Source organism: Pseudorhodobacter sp., from assembly GCF_034675685.1.
Taxonomy (GTDB): domain Bacteria; phylum Pseudomonadota; class Alphaproteobacteria; order Rhodobacterales; family Rhodobacteraceae; genus Pseudorhodobacter.
On sequence record NZ_JAUCDA010000016.1, the window covers coordinates 406,879 to 420,892 of the forward strand.

Consider the following 14,014-nt stretch of genomic DNA (forward strand, 5'->3'; position numbering starts at 1 on the left):
GTTTGGGCGTTATTGGCGTATTATCTTCGGCAAAACCGCGCATTTCCCGAAAGAAACCCCGTTATGTTGGACCTCGATGCAACAGACCGCCGAATCCTTACCGTGTTGCAAAAGGAAGGCCGCGTCACCAACGCCGAGCTTTCCGAACGGATAAACCTATCGCCCTCGGCCTGCCACCGCCGCGTACAACGGTTGGAGGAGGAGGGGTATATTGCGGGCTATGTGGCCCTTCTTGATGCCCGCCGCATGGGCCGCCCGACAACCGTGTTCGTGGAAATCACGCTGCAGGGGCAGGCCGATGATCTGCTGGACAGGTTTGAAAAGGAAGTGGCGCGGGTGCCTGACATATTGGAATGTCACCTGATGGCAGGGTCGGCGGATTACCTGTTGAAAATCATCGCGCAAGATACAGAAGATTTTGCGCGAATTCATCGTCAATATCTGTCACGCTTGCCCGGCGTTGCGCAAATGCAGTCCAGCTTTGCCCTGCGTACCGTTGTTAAAACCACCGCGATGTCGGTGTGAACAGGCTACGAATTTTCTGCGAAAATTCTGATTTTTCGACGAAAAATCGAAAGCTTGCTAAGTCCTTTCTGCCCGTGGCTTGCGAAAATAGCGCAGTACGGCAACAGCAATGATCGCCGCATAGGCCAGATCCAGGATCACCAGCAATAGCCAGAATCGTGACACCATCAACCCGACGACAACCGCACCCGCCAGCAGCACCACCACTTGCCATTCGCGCTTGACCCGCACCGCCTTGGAGGAAAGCGTCGGCACCTTGCTGACCATCAGCCAGGCCACGACCAGGGTCCAAACCCCGAAAAGCACTGGAAACGCGCGTGCATCGACAATGCCTTGCTGGGTCAAAAACACTGGCAACAATGCCAACATCGCCCCCCCCGGTGCAGGCACGCCGATGAAATGCGGCTTGCCCACCGGCGGCGGCTCATCGCGGGCCACGTTGAAACGGGCCAAGCGCAGGCAGGCGCAGCACACATAGATCAGCACAAACATCCAGCCCGTCGCAAAGTCGCGGGCAAGTGCGTATTGATAGACCAAAATGCCGGGTGCCACGCCAAAGCACAGAAAGTCTGACAAACTGTCCAGCTCGCCGCCAATTTCGCTTGCGGCATTCAGCCGCCGCGCCAGCAACCCATCCAGCCCATCAATCAGCGCGGCAAAAATAATCAGGGCTGCGGCAATGTCGAACCGCCCCATCAGCACATAACGGATAGAGGTCAGCCCCGCGCACAACCCCAAAATCGTCACCATATTCGGCAACATCAGGATCAGCGACAGGCTGTCGCGTTTGCGCTGTGGCGTGTCAGTCATCGCGTCCGTCCTGCCCGTGGCGGCTCTGTTGAGGTTAGATCGGCCAAGACGGTTTCGCCCGCCACCATCGTCTGCCCAAGGCAGACCAGCGGCTGTACCCCTTCGGGCAGATACACATCCAGCCGAGAGCCAAAGCGGATCATGCCAAAACGCTCTCCGGTTTGCAAACGCGCCCCTTCCGGCACCTCGCACACGATCCGTCGCGCCACCAGCCCCGCAATCTGCACCACCGCCAAATCGCGCCCGTCCGCCATGCGCACAACTAGCGAATTACGCTCATTATGCTCGCTGGCCTTATCCAGCGATGCATTCAGGAACTTGCCGGGACGATACGAGATTTTTGTCACCTGACCGGCAATTGGCAACCGGTTCACATGGCAGTTGAATACATTCATGAACACCGACACGCGCATCATCGGATCCGGCCCCAGCCCCAGTTCCGCAGGCGGCACCGCAGGTTCCAACAGCGAAATCACGCCATCGGCGGGGCTGATGATCAAGCCCTCACGCGTTGGCGTCACCCGCTGGGGGTCGCGGAAAAAATAATAGCACCAGATCGTCAGCCCCAGCCCGACCCAGCCCAGTGGCTGCCAGACAAAGAACAACACCAGCGCCACGACCGCAAAAATCGGGATGAAACGCCAGCCTTCACGGTGGATCGGTTTGATAACGGTCGACATCATGGAAGCAGACATATGCAGGCCCTTGGGTTAATATGAACATAGCTTTTGGCATATAAAACCCGCCCCGACAATCCGCCCCGGATATCTGGCAGCCCCTGGGGAACAAAGTGGCAGCGCGTGCGTTGGTCAGATGCCGGTAGCAGACAAATGGAGGCCAGGATGACAAAATTTTTGATCGGCGACCATGTGGCGTGGAACTCGGAGGCCGGGCATGTCAGCGGCAAGATCATCAAAATCCACGAAAGCGATTTTGATTACAAGGGCCACACCCGCCGCGCCAGCAAGGACGACCCGCAATATGAGATCAAAAGCGACAAGACCGACCATATAGCGGCCCATAAAGGTGCCGTCCTGACAAAAATACCGTGACGGGCTTTGCCACCATCGGCCATTCCAATCGCCCGCTGGGGGCATTTCTAACCCTGTTGCGCGAGGCGCGGGTGGAGCTGTTGGTCGATGTCCGCTCTTTCCCGCGTTCGCGCAGCACTCCCGATTATAATATCGACCACCTGCCGCACGCATTGGAGCCGCTGCAAATCAACTATCTTCACATGCCCGATCTGGGGGGCCGCCGCCCGCGTCAACAAGGTATTGACCCCGAAACCAACGCCCATTGGCGCGTGCAAAGCTTTCATAACTATGCCGATTACGCCCTGACAGCCCCCTTTTCGCAGGCTTTTTCCGAACTGCTTATCCTTGGAAAATCCCGCAAACTGGCCTTGATGTGCGCCGAGGCCGTCTGGTGGCGCTGTCATCGCCGCATCATCACCGATTACCTGCTGCTGAACGGTCATCCGGTGCAACATCTGATGGAACCGGGGCGAATGGATGCCGCAACACCCACGCCGGGTGCCAGGCTGCGCGCTGATGGCAAAGTCATCTATCCGAAGGCCGAACTCTCAGACCCGTAACCCAATAGCGTTTCGCCGTTGATTTGAAACAAGGCCTGTCACATACCACGTTGAAATCTTTGATTTCAGGCAGCGATGTCTGCGGCAGGTTCAAGGCGAAACGCGTTAGCCCCGCCAAGCCAGCAGCCCTGCGCCCAGCGCAATCAGCCCAACGCCCATCCAATTCGGCAAGCTCAAATGTTCGCCCAGAAATACGGCGGCGAACACCGCGACCAAGACAACACTCAGCTTGTCAATCGGTGCGACTTTGGCAGCATCCCCCAATTGCAGCGCCCGAAAATAACACAGCCAGGAGGCGCCGGTCGCCAACCCCGACAAGATCAGAAACACATAAGATCTGGCAGGAATTTTACCTGGCGAAAACCCTTCACGCCCCAAAACTGCGATCAGCGCCACCAGCACCAATATCACCACGGTTCGCACCAGCGTTGCACTGTCAGCTGGCACATCTGCCACGCCAAGCTTGGCCAATATCGCTGTAATTGCCGCAAATCCGGCCGAGGCAAGCGCCCAAAACAGCCATGTCATCTGCATCGCATTCCCCTTTTGCGCCAAACCTGAACCGGCTACGGCAAAAAGGCAAAGAAAAACCCCCCGGCTTGCGCAAGGGGGTTGATCAAAAAAGCGGGTTACCCCGCCCAGTGTTCGCTGACGTCGGTTCAAAGGACCGCTTGAAGACCGGCTTAAAGACCGTTCTCGCGCTGGAGCTTCTTGCGTGCTAGCTTGCGCGCACGCCGGATTGCTTCGGCTTGCTCACGGGCTTTTTTGACGGAGGGTTTCTCGAAATGCTGCTTGAGCTTCATTTCGCGGAACACGCCTTCGCGCTGGAGCTTTTTCTTCAAAGCCCGAAGGGCTTGTTCGACGTTATTGTCGCGGACGCTGACCTGCATGTGGTTTTCACCACCTTTCTAGGTTAAATTTGCACGGATGTGCAGGCAAGCGGCCTATAACAAAAGGAAGGGGGCTTGTCCACCGTTCCGAACAGCGGAGGCTATGATGACAACAGCGCAAACGACCAAAAACCCCGGTGAAAGCGGGGTAGAGCAGGCAAAACAGGCCATTTTGCAGGCCGCCCTGCCGCATGTGCCCTTTGATGGCTGGACTGATACGAGCTTTCGCGCGGCGGTTGCTGATTCGGGGGTGGCGACAGGCTTGGCGCAGGCGCTTTATCCGCGCGCAGGCCTTGACCTTGCGCTGGAATTTCACCGCAGCGGTGATGCCGCGATGATTGAGGCAATGCAAGCCGCTGATCTGGCCACGATGCGCTATTCGAACCGCGTGGCTTTTGCCGTGCGCAGCCGTCTGGAATTGGTTGAGGATAAAGAGCTGGTTCGCCGTGGCACCACGCTGTTTTCCCTGCCGCAAAACGCAGCCGAGGGCGCCAGGGCGATCTGGGGTACTGCCGATGCCATCTGGAAGGCGCTGGGCGATACCAGCACCGATTTCAACTGGTACACCAAACGCGCCACGCTTTCGGGGGTCTACGCCTCTACCGTGCTGTTCTGGCTTGGGGATGACAGCCCCGGCCATGCGGCCACATGGGACTTTCTGGATCGCCGCATCGCCAATGTGTTGCAGATAGAAAAACTCAAGGCCGGCCTGCGCGACAACCCCTTGTCTCGGGCCTTGCGTTCAGGGCCGTTTTCAGGTGCGGTGAATGCAATGGAAAAGTTCAAGATGCCAGACATGCCGAAGATGCCCGATGACCTGCCCGGCAAATTCCGCCCCTAAGGAAAAGTACCTGATATGTCCGTCCCTGATGCGATGCTCGCGATAGAAATCACCCAACCCGGCCCGCCCGATGTGCTGGCACCTTGTTCCGTCCCTGTTCCTGTTCCCGGCCATGGCCAGATTCTGATTCGCGTGGCTTATGCGGGTGTTAACCGCCCCGATGCGCTGCAACGCGCGGGTGCCTATAATCCGCCCGCCAACGCCTCGCCGCTGCCGGGGCTGGAGGCGTCGGGCCATATCGCCGCCATCGGCCCCGGCGTTACCCGCTGGATGGTGGGCGATGCGGTTTGCGCCTTGCTGCCGGGTGGTGGCTATGCCGAATATGCGCTGACCGCCGCCGACCACGCCCTGCCGATCCCCGAGGGCATGGGGCTGAGAGAGGCTGCCTGCCTGCCTGAAACCTGCTTCACCGTCTGGTCAAATATGGTCATGCGCGGCGGGTTGAAGGCGGGAGAGCGGTTCTTGGTTCACGGAGGCAGCTCTGGTATCGGCACCACCGCGATTCAGATCGCCCGTGCTTTGGGTGCGCGCGTCTTCGCTACCGCCGGCTCTGATAAAAAATGCGCTGTCTGTACCGATCTTGGCGCCGAGGCTGCATTCAACTACAATGATCAGGATTTCGTGACCGAAATGAAGCCCATGGGCGGCGCGAACCTGATCCTTGATATGGTTGGCGGTAAATATCTGCCCCGCAACATCCGCACCCTTGCCGATGAGGGGCGGCTTGTACAAATTGCCTTCCTGACCGGTGCCAAGGTTGAACTGAACTTTGCCGAGCTGATAATTCGCCGCCTTACGATCACCGGCTCTACGCTGCGCCCACAATCCGATCTTGCAAAGGCCCGGATCGCGGCGCAAGTCGAACACCATGTCTGGCCAATGATCGCCCGCGGCGCTTTCAACCCGGTTATGGATAGCGAATACCCCTTGGCTGAGGCCCCCGCCGCCCATTGGCGCATTGAATCGCCGGGCCATATCGGAAAAATTGTACTGAAAGTGGCGGAATAGGGCATTTTTGAAAAAACTTTACCCGCCACTATCTCGCCGCGCTTGGCACCGTAAGGGATAGGGGTATTGGGCCGGGTGCCTGTGATCGCCTGCGCAACCTTCAGTGGGGCACGAATGACTGGCCGCACGCTAGCAAAAAGGGCGGCCGGGGTTTTAGCGCACCGCGCCCAGAACCGCGTCTGTCATTTTGCAATCGCGGATCGTATCGTTCCCACAGCGGCGCGGCTGCAAATCCTTGGTCAGGCACAACCGTACTTCCTGAATCATTCCGGCCTTGCAGGTGACGGTGACCATATCCTTGCCAAGCTGCGGGTTGGCGGCCAGAAATGCTTCCTCCACCACAGCAGCAGGCACATTCAATGCCTTGTTTATCTTTGAGAAAACCTCGGGCTGCTTTACAGATTCAAGGGCCTTGCGGGCTGTTGCAAAATACTCGGCGGCGCTTAAGCCCGTACAGCGCCCGTGTTTTTTCCACTGATACCACGCCAGCCCTGCGCCGCCCATGATATCGGCCATCGCGCCGGATTGCGTGCGTGACGGGTCGCGCATCTCGGTCCGGCAATAGGCGGGCCAGCCGCTTTCATACTGCGGCCAAAGCCCGTGCAGCGTGAAGGTCAGCCCCTGTCCGGGCAGGCATTGATCCTCGCCGCGGGCATCGCCTTCCAATGCGCACCAATTCGATGACCAGCTTAACGCCATCACATAATAATCAAATTCCCCGGCCTTTTCGCCATCTGCGCGCGCCATGGCCCCTGAAAAAGCCATCACAAACCCGATCACAACTGCAAAAACACGCATTTTCTCTTTCCTCTGGCGGCTTGGCCTATTATACGAACGCCTGACTTCCCCGAAAACGAGAAGACGCGAGGCCCCGGCCCGCAGCCGTTTTCCCGGCATGGAAGGGATATATAAAGGAGTGTTGCGATGAACAAGCCACTGATGTCCAAAGCAACCGCCGTCTGGCTGGTGGACAACACAACCCTGACCTTCAAGCAGGTCGCCGATTTTTGCGGGTTGCATGAACTCGAAGTGCAGGGCATCGCTGATGGGGATGTTGCCACGGGTGTCAAAGGGTTTGATCCGGTTGGCAATAACCAGCTTGACCCCGGCGAGATTGAAAAAGGCCAAAAAGACCCGTCTTACCGGCTGAAACTGAAATTCAACGCCTCGGCCGTTGGCGAAGAAAAACGCCGTGGCCCGCGCTACACGCCGCTTTCCAAACGTCAGGACCGCCCGGCAGCTATCCTTTGGCTGGTGAAATTCCACCCAGAGCTGACAGATGGTCAGGTGGGCAAGCTGGTCGGCACCACCAAGCCAACGATTCAGGCGATCCGTGAGCGCACACATTGGAACATCAACAACATCACCCCGATTGACCCCGTAGCGCTTGGCCTGTGCCGCCAGACCGAGCTTGACGCCGCCGTGCAGGTTGCGGTGCGCAAGAAGGCCTCGGAAGGCAGCGTGATGTCGGATGATGAACGGCGCAAGCTGGTTTCGACCGAGCAATCGCTGGGCATGCCGGATGAACCGAAAATGCCATCTTCCATCGCCGGGCTTGAAAACTTTACCCTGACCGAAAAAGAAGAAAAATCAGCCGATTATTCTGATGCAGACAGCTTCTTCAACCTGCCCGAGGCAGAGGATGAAGACGATGAGGATGACGATGATATCGACCCGCGCCGCAAGTAAGGCTGGACGGTTTTGAAAAAAAGCACCCCGCAAGATAGGCTAGCGGGGTGCTTTTTTATATACGGGCTGCGCCGGGCTTCAACGCCCTGTTTGACGATTGATCAGCACGAAAACAACGGCTGCACCTAGCGCGTTTCAACTTCAGCCGTAAACCACGGCCCATGACATAACGCGTCGAAATCTTTCGATTTCAGGCAGCGATCTGTGGGGCAGGTTCAAGGCGAAACGCTTTAGAACTTTCGTCGCGCCCGCAGGGCGGCCCCGATGGTGCCATCATCCAGATAATCCAACTCGCCGCCAATCGGTACACCTTGGGCAAGGCTGGTGATCGAAACGCCGGTCCCTTCCAAAACTTCGGCGATATAATGCGCCGTGGTTTGCCCATCCACCGTGGCATTCAAGGCAAGAATCACCTCGCGCGCGTTTTCAGAAGTGACCCTCTCGACCAAGGCTGGAATGCGCAACTGCTCTGGCCCGATGGCATCCAGGGCCGAAAGCGTGCCCCCAAGCACATGATAGCGGCCTTTGAACGCTTGTCCGCGCTCCAGCGCCCATAAATCGGCGACATCCTCTACCACGCAAATCTCACCGGTGGCGCGCCGGTCATCGCTGCAAATCTCACAAGTCGTGGCCCCGCTGATATTGCCGCAAGTCTGGCAGTTATGTGCGTTTTCAGCAACTTCGGCCATGATCCGTGCCAAGGGGGCCATCACGGTTCCGCGCTTTTTCAGCAGCATAAGCACGGCCCGGCGTGCCGATCTTGGCCCAAGCCCCGGCAACCGCGCCATCAGCCCGATCAACTGTTCAATATCCTGCGGGGCCTGAGACATGGGTCAGAACGGCAGCTTCATACCTGCGGGCAGGCCCAGGCCTTCGGTCAGCTTGGCCATTTCTGCCTGCGCCCGCTCGGTTGCTTTGCCCTGAGCATCTTTGATCGCGGCCAGAATCAGGTCTTCGACCACTTCTTTCTCAGAGGCGACAAAGATCGACGGGTCAATTTCCAGCCCCGTCAACTCGCCCTTGGCTGTGGCCCGCGCCCGCACCAGGCCCGCGCCGCTTTCACCGATCACCACAATCCGCTCCAGCCCCTCTTGCATCTCGGCCATCTTGCTTTGCATTTCCTGCGCCGCTTTCATCATCTTGGCCATATCGCCAAGCCCACCCAAACCCTTTAGCATTCCATATTCTCCAACTGATTTATCCTGACCTAAGCTGCGGCCTTGCAGGCTTCAACCCTCCTCAAACGGGTCCCATTCATCTTCGACCTCGGGCAGGGCCTCAAACGCGGCGTCAACCTCGGGCTTGCGCATTGCGGTAATTTTGACGCCGGGAAAGGCGGTGAACACGGCCTGAACCAGCGGGTTTTTCATCGCCTGTGCCTCGGCTTCCAGCCGATCCCTGTCCTGATCTTCAGCCACTGTGGCACCGCCGCCGGTATTGACCACCGTGACCGCCCAGCGTGCGCCGGTCCAGCCCTGAAGCCGTGCGGCAAGCCGTGCGGCAAGATCACGCGGGGCGTCGGCTGTTGGTTCAAACTCTATCCGGCCAGGGGTGTATTTCGCCAGCCGCAGCGTGGTTTCAACCTCGACCAGCAGCTTCATATCGCGGCGTTCACGGATAAGATCAATCACATGTGCAAAGGTCACATAGTTTTGCAAAGCACCGGGGGCCAATGCCACCGCCGCTGATTGCCCGCCTTGCATCTGGGCCTGCATCGTCGGTGCGCCATGTGCTGCGCCCATCATGGGGGCGTGCAGGCGTGTGGTTGCCTGCCCCCCCCGCCGCCGCCGCCTGCAGGCGCCCCCCCCCGGCATCGGCGCAGGCTGTGCGGTTTGCAGTTTGCGGATCAGGCTTTCCGGGTCGGGCAGGTCGGCCACATGCGTCAGGCGGATCACGGCCATTTCAGCGGCCATCATCGCATTTGGGGCCAGTGCCACCTCTTCCAGGGCTTTCAGCAGCATTTGCCACATCCGCGTCAGCACCCGCATCGGCAAGCGCCCGGCCATATCCAGCCCACGTCGCCGCTCATCCGGGGGGATTGTGGGGTCTTCGGCAGCTTCGGGGGTGATCTTGATGACCGACAGCCAATGCGTGATCTCGGCCAGATCGCGCAGGACTGCCATCGGGTCGGCCCCATCGGCATATTGGCCTGCAAGCTCGGTCAGTGCTGCCGCCGCATCACCGCGCACGATCATATCAAACAGGTCCAGTACCCGGCCCCGGTCGGCCAGCCCCAGCATTGCGCGCACTTGTTCGGCAGTCGTTTCGCCCGCGCCGTGGCTGATCGCCTGATCCAGCAGCGATGTTGCGTCACGGGCCGACCCTTCGGCGGCGCGGGTGATCAGCGCCAGCGCATCATCCGAGATGTTTGCCCCTTCGCCCTTGGCAATTTTTTGCAGCAGGGCAATCTGCACCTCTGGCTCAATCCGTTTCAGATCAAAGCGTTGGCAGCGTGACAGCACCGTGACCGGCACTTTGCGAATTTCGGTGGTCGCAAAGATGAATTTCACATGCGCCGGCGGTTCTTCCAGCGTTTTCAGCAAGGCGTTAAAGGCGCTGGTGGACAGCATGTGCACTTCGTCGATGATATAAATCTTGTAGCGGGCCGAAGTGGCGCGATAGGCGACCGAGGCGATGATCTCGCGGATGTCATCAACCCCGGTACGCGAGGCCGCGTCCATTTCCATCACATCGACATGGCGGCCTTCCATGATCGACTTGCATTGGTCGCACAGGCCGCAGGGTTCGGTGGTGGGGCCGCCCTTGCCGTCGGGGCCAACACAGTTCAGCCCCTTGGCGATAATCCGCGCGGTGGTGGTTTTTCCGGTGCCACGAATCCCTGTCATGATAAAGGCTTGCGCGATGCGGTCGGCGGCAAAGGCGTTTTTCAGGGTGCGCACCATGGCCGTTTGCCCAACCAGATCGGCAAAGGTTTCGGGCCGGTATTTCCGGGCCAGAACCTGATAGGCGGGTTTGGTGGTTTCTGACATGGCTGTCCCCTGAGTTTCGCCGCTGGATTACCCTTTGGATTCGGCGCTGGGGCCAATCTAAGCACTCGCTTGCTGCGCGTCCACCCGTGGGGGTACAGTCGGATGAATTGGAGGGGGCGAATGGCTATTTCGATTTGCAACATTGCAGTGGGTGGTGGGGTGCTGGGGCTGTGCTCTTTGCCGCAGGCCGCGGATGTGGCGGCGCTGCGTGATTGGCGGCCCGATCTGGTGCTGACCCTGGTCGAGGCCGAGGAGGCTGCGGCCTTGTCGCCTGATCTGGCGGCGGCTTTGGCGGCGGCGGGTATCGCGCAACGGCTGTATCCAATTGCGGATTATGGCGTGCCGACCGGCGGTTGGGCTGCGCTGTCGGTGGATTTGCATGCAAAGCTGGCACAGGCTGCGCGCATGATTGTGCATTGCCGGGGGGGCTGTGGCCGCACGGGCATGATTGCACTGCGGTTGATGATAGAGGCGGGCGAGGCGCCACAGGCGGCCCTGGCACGTTTGCGCGCGTTGCGGCCCTGCGCGGTGGAAACCGAGGCGCAAGGGATCTGGGCGGGGCTTTAACGCTTTTTGTGTTTCTGCGCGGATTTGATCTGCTTGGTCAGCGCTTTGCCCTTGCCGCGTTTGGTGATGCCATAGCCCTTGCCCATTGCAGCACCTGAACTGGCGGTGTTCACCGCATCCTCGGTGGACAGTTTGCGCCAACGGTCCAGGCGGTCGGCCTCTATGTCGCCGCTGGCAATGGCGGCTTGTACCGCACAGCCCGGCTCTGCCTCATGCGCGCAATCACGGAATTTGCACTGGCTGGCCAGCTCGGTAATCTCGGCAAAGGTCACGTCGATGCCGGTGGCCGCATCGGAAACGCCAAGGCCGCGGATGCCGGGGGTATCAATCAGCCAGCCGCCTTGGGGCAGGGGGTGCAGGCTGCGGGCGGTGGTGGTGTGGCGGCCGCGGGTGTCGTCGCGCACGCCTTGCGTTGCTGCATCCATGCCGGTCAACGCGTTGGCCAGCGTGGTTTTGCCCACGCCCGATGACCCTGACAGCGCGATGGTTTTGCCCGGCCCGCACCATTGCGCCAGTTTTTCGGCCACATCGGGCGCATGCGCATCCAACACCAGAACCGCCAGATCGCGGCCAAGCTTTTGCGCCTCGATCGCATAGCTTTCGGGGGCCTCCGCCATATCTGCCTTGGTCAGCAAGATCACGGGTTCCACGCCCGCGTCATGCGCCAGTGTCAGATAGCGTTCCAGCCGCGCCACGTTGAAATCGGCATTGCAAGAGGTGGTGATGAACAGCGTGTCGATATTCGCGCCGATCAGGCGGTATTCGCCGATATTGCGGCTGCCCGCGCGCGAATGGACCCGGCGTTGCAGCAGGCTGCGGCGTTCAAGCCGGCGACGCATCACGGATTGGCTGGTGGAAACCATCACCCAATCGCCAACCGCGAAGCTGCCCGAAGGGTGGCCATTGGGCAGCGCCACTTCACGCGCGCCATCGACCGCCAGCACGGCAAGGCGGTCACGGTGTACCTGGGCCACGCGGGCGGGCAGGCTGCCTTCATCCTCGGCGGTGATCTGGCGCGCAAAATCATCGCCCCACCCTAGGGTTTCCAGCGGGGTAGAGGGCTGCGGATCGGTGGAAATGACTGAATATCCCATATGCGGCGGTCTAAATGCACCGCGTGGGGTTGGGTGAGAGGCTGACATCGACCCAAGTGGGGCTCGTTGTGGCTGCTTCCTTCCGGACCTGACCAAGTTGGCGAGGCACTCGCCCGCGCCAACCTCTCACCCTTGATATAGGGGCTGGCGCAGGGATTCGCAAGATCACTTGGGCAAAAGTCCGATTTCGCGCGCCCCGGTCAAAAGGTCGGGGGCAATCAGATGCGCAAACCGGCCAGAGGCAGGGTTGATATCGGGCACTTGCACCACGGTCATCCCGGCGCGATGCGCGGCTTCGGCCCCGGCTTCGCTGTCTTCAAAGGCCAGGCAACGCGCCGGGTCCACCCCCAAAAGCGATGCTGCCAGCAAGAACGGTTCGGGTGCCGGCTTGGCCAGTGTTACATCGTCAAAGGTCACGAAATGGCGGAAATAGGCGGCGATGTCGGTCACGCCCAGCTTGAAATCCAGTTGCGCGCGGGTTGAGGATGTCGCCATCGCCACGGGCAGCGTGATTGCGCCCAGCAGTTCATGCGTGCCGGGTTTCAGCGGGATGCCCTGGCCATAGTATTCCAAGACGGTACGCTTCCAAATTACTGAAAATGCATCGAAATCCATTTCCGGGTAATGGGCGCGAACAATGCTCGCACCGGTTACATCATCCCGACCGATCAAGCTGTGCAGGAAGGCAGGTTCAACCGTCAGCCCACATTCGGCAAAGGCAAAAAGCCCCGCCGCCTGTGTCAGGCTTTCGGTATCCAGCAAAGTGCCGTCAAGATCGAAAATGACTGCGTCGAACATGGCCTATATACCCGTGTCTATGATGGCTTTTGCCAAAATTGGCACCGTGCGGGCATTCAGGCCTGCAATGTTCATCCGGCTGTCACCGACCATATAAATCCCATGCTCGCGGCGCAGGGTTTCGACCTGTTCGGGCGTAGCCCCAAGGCGCGAAAACATGCCGCGATGCTGTGCCAAAAACCCGAACCGATCCGAGCCGGACAGGCGGCGCAGCTCGGCCGCGAGGGCTTCGCGCAGGGTCAGCATGTTCTTGCGGATATCTTCCAGTTCCGCCTGCCAATCGGCACGCAGGGCCGGGTCATTCAGGATCATCGTCACCAGGCGCGCGCCATGGTCGGGCGGGAAACTGTAGGTTTGGCGGTTCAGAAAGGCGAGATTGTCTTGCACCACGGCCCGCATCTCGGGCTTGGGCGAAACGGCGATCACAATGCCGGTCCGTTCGCGGTAAATCCCGAAGTTCTTGGAACATGAGGCCGCGATCAGCAGTTCCGGCAACCGCCCCGCCAACAGGCGCAGGCCCGCCGCATCTTCCGCCAGCCCATCGCCAAAGCCCTGATAGGCGATATCGACAAAGGGTATCGCCCCGGTTTTTGCCAAAAGGTCAGCAACGGCGGCCCATTGTGGCAACGTCAGGTTGGCGCCGGTGGGGTTGTGGCAGCAGGCGTGCAACAGCACCACATCGCCCGCCTTGGCCTGCGCCAGATCGGCCAGCATGCCGTCAAAATCAACGCCGCGGCTGTCTGCATCAAAATAGCGGTAATCGGCCATTTTCATGCCAAGGTATTTGATGATCGACGGATGGTTTGGCCAGGTAGGGTTTGACAGCCAGATCGTCGCCTCCGGGTTGGCAAGCTGAACCAGCCCCAATGCCTGACGAATTGCACCCGTGCCGCCGGGGGTGGCAGCCGCCGACAACCGATCAGCAGGCACGGCACCATCCAGCAGCAGCGCCTGCATCGCCTCGGCATAGGCAGGATCACCCGCGAGGTTGGTATAGGTTTTGGTCGTCTCTACTTCCCAAAGCTGTTTTTCCGCCGCCTTTACCGCCCGCATCACCGGGGTCAGGCCGGTTGCATCCTTGTAGACGCCTACGCCAAGGTCAATCTTGGTTTCGCGCGGGTCATCCTTGTACAGTTGGATCAGTTGCAGGATCTTGTCTTGCGGTTGGGCGTGCAGGGCGTTCAGCATTTGGTTTACTTTCAGAAAGT

Annotated in this window: 18 protein-coding genes and 1 other RNA gene; 7 read left to right on the forward strand and 12 right to left on the reverse strand. The window is 59.7% G+C overall.

The window, feature by feature from the left end:
* Nucleotides 1-66 precede the first annotated feature (66 nt).
* Nucleotides 67-525 (forward strand): Lrp/AsnC family transcriptional regulator, encoded by a 459-nt coding sequence (locus tag VDP61_RS13390; protein WP_323007552.1) that lies wholly within the window; start codon nucleotides 67-69, stop codon nucleotides 523-525.
* 57 nt (nucleotides 526-582) lie between these two features.
* Here VDP61_RS13390 and pssA read toward each other — a convergent pair whose 3' ends face one another.
* A complete protein-coding gene (pssA, locus tag VDP61_RS13395) occupies nucleotides 583-1,335 on the reverse strand; it encodes a CDP-diacylglycerol--serine O-phosphatidyltransferase (RefSeq protein WP_323007362.1) in 753 nt (250 codons plus the stop codon).
* Nucleotides 1,332-2,030 (reverse strand): phosphatidylserine decarboxylase, encoded by a 699-nt coding sequence (locus tag VDP61_RS13400; protein ID WP_323007363.1) that lies wholly within the window; start codon nucleotides 2,028-2,030, stop codon nucleotides 1,332-1,334. Before VDP61_RS13400 ends, pssA begins: the two co-directional genes overlap by 4 nt.
* Before the next feature lie 147 nt (nucleotides 2,031-2,177).
* On the opposite strand from VDP61_RS13400, the gene VDP61_RS13405 reads away from it, so the two are divergent.
* Together VDP61_RS13405 and VDP61_RS13410 are read left to right on the forward strand one after the other, a co-directional pair.
* A complete protein-coding gene (locus VDP61_RS13405; protein WP_323007364.1) occupies nucleotides 2,178-2,387 on the forward strand; it encodes a DUF2945 domain-containing protein in 210 nt (69 codons plus the stop codon).
* Complete coding sequence (locus VDP61_RS13410; protein WP_323007365.1) at nucleotides 2,384-2,929, forward strand: DUF488 domain-containing protein; 546 nt, start codon at nucleotides 2,384-2,386, stop codon at nucleotides 2,927-2,929. Before VDP61_RS13405 ends, VDP61_RS13410 begins: the two co-directional genes overlap by 4 nt.
* Nucleotides 2,930-3,034: 105 nt before the next feature.
* Here the strand turns inward: VDP61_RS13410 and VDP61_RS13415 are convergent, their stop codons facing one another.
* Nucleotides 3,035-3,463 (reverse strand): EamA family transporter, encoded by a 429-nt coding sequence (locus tag VDP61_RS13415; RefSeq protein WP_323007366.1) that lies wholly within the window; start codon nucleotides 3,461-3,463, stop codon nucleotides 3,035-3,037.
* A 149-nt stretch (nucleotides 3,464-3,612) separates the two neighbouring features.
* On the reverse strand, nucleotides 3,613-3,819 hold the full coding sequence (gene rpsU / locus VDP61_RS13420) for a 30S ribosomal protein S21 (RefSeq protein ID WP_050523985.1): 207 nt from the start codon (nucleotides 3,817-3,819) through the stop codon (nucleotides 3,613-3,615).
* A 106-nt stretch (nucleotides 3,820-3,925) separates the two neighbouring features.
* Between rpsU and VDP61_RS13425 the strand changes: the two genes are divergently transcribed.
* Nucleotides 3,926-4,660: a COQ9 family protein gene (locus VDP61_RS13425; protein WP_323007367.1), complete on the forward strand. Its 735-nt coding sequence runs from the start codon at nucleotides 3,926-3,928 to the stop codon at nucleotides 4,658-4,660.
* A 15-nt stretch (nucleotides 4,661-4,675) separates the two neighbouring features.
* Nucleotides 4,676-5,668, forward strand: coding sequence for an NAD(P)H-quinone oxidoreductase (locus VDP61_RS13430; RefSeq protein WP_323007368.1), 993 nt, complete (start codon nucleotides 4,676-4,678; stop codon nucleotides 5,666-5,668).
* A 153-nt stretch (nucleotides 5,669-5,821) separates the two neighbouring features.
* On the opposite strand, the gene VDP61_RS13435 is transcribed toward VDP61_RS13430, so the two are convergent.
* The gene (locus VDP61_RS13435; protein WP_323007369.1) at nucleotides 5,822-6,466 is read right to left on the reverse strand and encodes a ribonuclease T2; all 645 of its coding nucleotides are present in this window, start codon (nucleotides 6,464-6,466) and stop codon (nucleotides 5,822-5,824) included.
* A 126-nt stretch (nucleotides 6,467-6,592) separates the two neighbouring features.
* Here VDP61_RS13435 and VDP61_RS13440 point away from each other — a divergent pair, with 126 nt between their 5' ends.
* Nucleotides 6,593-7,357, forward strand: a complete 765-nt coding sequence (locus VDP61_RS13440; protein ID WP_323007370.1) for a DUF1013 domain-containing protein — start codon at nucleotides 6,593-6,595, stop codon at nucleotides 7,355-7,357.
* Nucleotides 7,358-7,587: 230 nt separating this feature from the next.
* Here the strand turns inward: VDP61_RS13440 and recR are convergent, their stop codons facing one another.
* From recR to VDP61_RS13455, 3 genes are read right to left on the reverse strand one after another with little or no spacing between them, the layout of a single operon-like run.
* Complete coding sequence (gene recR, locus VDP61_RS13445; protein ID WP_323007371.1) at nucleotides 7,588-8,187, reverse strand: recombination mediator RecR; 600 nt, start codon at nucleotides 8,185-8,187, stop codon at nucleotides 7,588-7,590.
* Between the two features lie 3 nt (nucleotides 8,188-8,190).
* Nucleotides 8,191-8,535, reverse strand: a complete 345-nt coding sequence (locus VDP61_RS13450) for a YbaB/EbfC family nucleoid-associated protein (protein ID WP_323007372.1) — start codon at nucleotides 8,533-8,535, stop codon at nucleotides 8,191-8,193.
* 51 nt (nucleotides 8,536-8,586) lie between these two features.
* Nucleotides 8,587-10,347: a DNA polymerase III subunit gamma/tau gene (locus VDP61_RS13455; RefSeq protein ID WP_323007373.1), complete on the reverse strand. Its 1,761-nt coding sequence runs from the start codon at nucleotides 10,345-10,347 to the stop codon at nucleotides 8,587-8,589.
* Between the two features lie 120 nt (nucleotides 10,348-10,467).
* Between VDP61_RS13455 and VDP61_RS13460 the strand changes: the two genes are divergently transcribed.
* Entirely contained in the window at nucleotides 10,468-10,914 is a 447-nt protein-coding gene (locus tag VDP61_RS13460; RefSeq protein WP_323007374.1) for a protein-tyrosine phosphatase family protein, read from the forward strand.
* Here VDP61_RS13460 and rsgA read toward each other — a convergent pair.
* The 4 genes from rsgA to VDP61_RS13480 all read right to left on the reverse strand — a co-directional run bounded on the left by rsgA (nucleotide 10,911) and on the right by VDP61_RS13480 (nucleotide 13,994).
* Entirely contained in the window at nucleotides 10,911-12,008 is a 1,098-nt protein-coding gene (gene rsgA, locus VDP61_RS13465; protein ID WP_323007375.1) for a ribosome small subunit-dependent GTPase A, read from the reverse strand. The genes VDP61_RS13460 and rsgA overlap by 4 nt on opposite strands.
* Nucleotides 12,009-12,040: 32 nt before the next feature.
* Nucleotides 12,041-12,136: signal recognition particle sRNA small type (gene ffs, locus VDP61_RS13470), an RNA gene on the reverse strand.
* Between the two features lie 37 nt (nucleotides 12,137-12,173).
* Nucleotides 12,174-12,806, reverse strand: coding sequence for an HAD family phosphatase (locus tag VDP61_RS13475; RefSeq protein WP_323007376.1), 633 nt, complete (start codon nucleotides 12,804-12,806; stop codon nucleotides 12,174-12,176).
* Nucleotides 12,807-12,809: 3 nt separating this feature from the next.
* A complete protein-coding gene (locus VDP61_RS13480) occupies nucleotides 12,810-13,994 on the reverse strand; it encodes an amino acid aminotransferase (protein ID WP_323007377.1) in 1,185 nt (394 codons plus the stop codon).
* Nucleotides 13,995-14,014: the final 20 nt, after the last annotated feature.